The organism is Flavobacterium sp., assembly GCF_027490375.1.
GTDB lineage: Bacteria > Bacteroidota > Bacteroidia > Flavobacteriales > Flavobacteriaceae > Flavobacterium.
In genome coordinates this window covers 1-2,793 of the sequence record NZ_JAIXYH010000080.1, presented here as the reverse complement: position 1 = coordinate 2,793, position 2,793 = coordinate 1, and the positions used below count along the sequence as shown (strand labels likewise).

General features: G+C 35.9%; 4 protein-coding genes. All 4 read left to right on the top strand.

Features of this window, described 5'->3' with window-relative positions:
• The first annotated feature begins 687 nt into the window (after window positions 1–687).
• The 4 genes from Q0064_RS12385 (at window position 688) to Q0064_RS12370 (ending at window position 2,497) form a co-directional block, all read left to right on the top strand.
• Entirely contained in the window at window positions 688–1,221 is a 534-nt protein-coding gene (locus Q0064_RS12385) for a hypothetical protein (protein ID WP_298148529.1), read from the top strand.
• Window positions 1,222–1,393: 172 nt separating this feature from the next.
• Window positions 1,394–1,717, top strand: coding sequence for a hypothetical protein (locus Q0064_RS12380; protein WP_298148528.1), 324 nt, complete (start codon window positions 1,394–1,396; stop codon window positions 1,715–1,717).
• A 272-nt stretch (window positions 1,718–1,989) separates the two neighbouring features.
• A complete protein-coding gene (locus Q0064_RS12375; protein ID WP_298148527.1) occupies window positions 1,990–2,235 on the top strand; it encodes a CopG family transcriptional regulator in 246 nt (81 codons plus the stop codon).
• Window positions 2,222–2,497, top strand: coding sequence for a type II toxin-antitoxin system RelE/ParE family toxin (locus Q0064_RS12370; protein WP_298148526.1), 276 nt, complete (start codon window positions 2,222–2,224; stop codon window positions 2,495–2,497). The genes Q0064_RS12375 and Q0064_RS12370 overlap by 14 nt, the downstream gene beginning before the upstream one ends.
• Window positions 2,498–2,793 lie beyond the last annotated feature (296 nt).

Sequence of the window (2,793 nt, the reverse complement as noted above, 5' to 3'; positions counted from 1 at the left end):
GTATCGTTTTGGAGAAGCTAGTCCCGATGGCTATCGGGATAGAAGCTAGAAAATAGTCCCGATAACTATCGGGATCGTGACGTTCACCCTTTTACGTATCATCTTCCCAACCTAACCCACGTATCGTTGGTGCCTGAGCCTTTCGAAGGTTGGTGCCTGAGCCTGTCGAAGGCTAATGGAGATTTTTGTATTAAGACTTGAGTATTAAGACTTGAGTATTAAGACTTCGTGACGTTCACCACTTCACGTATCGTTTTGCATAACCTAATCCGCAATTCGTCGGAGCCTGAGCTTGTCGAAGGCCAATTTTTCTTTTTCCATTTTTTCTATTTTTTAGCTTTTTTCTATTCTTTCCTTTTTTCAATTTTTTAGCTCCTTCCCGCTGTTCGCTATAGTCCTCGTAAAATACGGCAGGTTCACGCGCGCAGCATTCGGCTTCTGAGGTCGCCGTTTGCTTCACGGTTCACCTAGCCATCTTTTCCTGCGGGCTACTACTGCCATCGGGGCTAGGGCAAACGTTACCAAAAATTCGTGAAAAAATACCTAAAAGTAGGTAGTTTTGGGAGGAGAAAAACACATTAATTAGCAACGTGACCAAAGGCGAAACAAGTGTCCGATTTAATAAATGAAAAATCCGCATAAATTTATCGCTGCAATGGGCTGTGATTAAATAAATTAAGCTTGTTTTTGAAAATTGAGAAAAAGGATAGGACTTTGCTAATTGTTGAGTTAGCAGCAACCATTCAGCACGACATGAAAGAAAATAAAACTTCAGTATTTTTTGATACAAATTCATATCGGCAAATTGTATTGAACAAAAGTGAATTAGAAATAATTCAGCTATTTATAAAAGTCAAAGATGCAGAACGCAAACTAAATATAGTGCCAATATCAACTCAAATTGTCACGATAGAATTAATGGCGAATTTGGTTGAAGAAGAAGGCAGCGTTAATTACCAGAATTGCCTGGAAAGTTTACGGTTTTTAACAAACCACTGTTTTGATTTAGAAAAAATGGAAATTCGTGTCAGTGCTCCTCCTTTTCTTCAAATTTCAGCAATGGTTTTTGGAGCACTTCCCGTTAACTTTGATAAACAGTCCAAAAGATTCACAAGACTTCTTGAGTCTTTTATAGAGTATGATAAAAAGCCTGAAATTTCAAAAGAATTTTATGATTTTGTAAAAAAAAAATTTAACTACGCAAGAGCAAAATTTTTCTAGCGATATTATTGGGTTAATTGAAGCGGCAAAATTTGGAATTCAACAAATCTACCCTAAAAGTGATTCAAAGTTCCATAAGAGAAAACTAATTGAATATTTTAGAAGTGATGTCTGTGCGCAAAATTTATCATTAAAACTGTTAGATATTGTTGCGGAACAATTGGAAATAAAATTGGATACAGAAGAATTAAATAATCGTGCATATTATTTAAAAACTCAATTACCTCTTTCTGTAGGTTTCTTTCAATCAATTTTGGCAACAGTTATCGAGGACAATATTGACATGACATCCAAAAAATCAAAAGCCAAAAGATGGAATTGGCTATGGGATTATCAAGTTTCATTTTTGGTTTCACAAAACACAATCAACGAAGGAAATATAATCTTAGTAACATCAGACGCTGAATTGGTTAAAATTTTGAGAGAATATAATTTAGGAGAAAAAGTTATGGACGTAAAGGAATATTTATCCTTCTTAAAGGTAAATGGCAGCTGATAACAGCAGTAACCCTTGCATAACTCCATTTCTGATCAAAAACGTTGATTTGTGCAGCATAAACGATATCAAATAAGCTGTTTTAAGCAGTTATTATGTGAAGCTCGTGGTGCTGCCTGCACCCCCAAATAAAACCGGTCTTTAGATTCGAACATGGGGTATGCTGGAATTTTTTAATCGAACTGAGGTTTTAAGGAATATTGGGAGTAATTTTTGATAGCGCTCAAACCATGCCAAATTGGTGTATATTTACACCACTAAACGTATGAATTATGGCAAGACAAAGCATCACCTTAGCGAATCAAAACGACGAATGGTTAAAAGAACAAGTCGCGAAGGAAGAATTTACGAGTAAAAGTGAAGCTGTAAATTATTTAATCAAACAAGCTCGTGAACGCGATGCCTATCACGAGTATGTGCAGATGAAAATTGATAGAGGTTTAAAAAGCGGGTACAGTACAAAAACTAGAGAGGAACTTTTCGAAGAAATAAAAAAACGTTTCGATGTATCGTTATAAGTTGTCTATTGAAGCGGAGGCTGATATTATTAGAATATTTGAATATGGTCTGAGGCAATTTGGAGTTTTACAAGCAGCAAAATATTACGACATGTTGTTTGAATGTTTTCAAAAAATAGCGAGTAATCCTTTTATGTTTCCTGTTAATACCAAGTATAGAAACATTGATAGATTCTGCATTTGCGGTGTTGATACAATTTATTACAATATAAAAGGTGATGAAATTGAAATTGTCACCATCATTGGAAGACAAGATTTTTAAAACATCATTGACATAAAATTTCAAAGTCGTTAACAACGCAAAGCACGATGGAGTATCGGCGATAGTTTCGCTGTTGCGGTTTACAAACACCGCGTTTATATTGGTGATTGCTGTGTTTGTGATTTTAATTGATTGAAGATAGGAAATCGACGCGGGAGATTCGTCGGAACCTGAGCCTGTCGAAGGCTAATGGAGATTTTTGTATTAAGATTTGAGTATTAAGACTACGCGACGTTCACCACTTAACGTATCGTTTTGGAGAAGCTAGTCCCGATGGCTATCGGGATAGAAGCTAG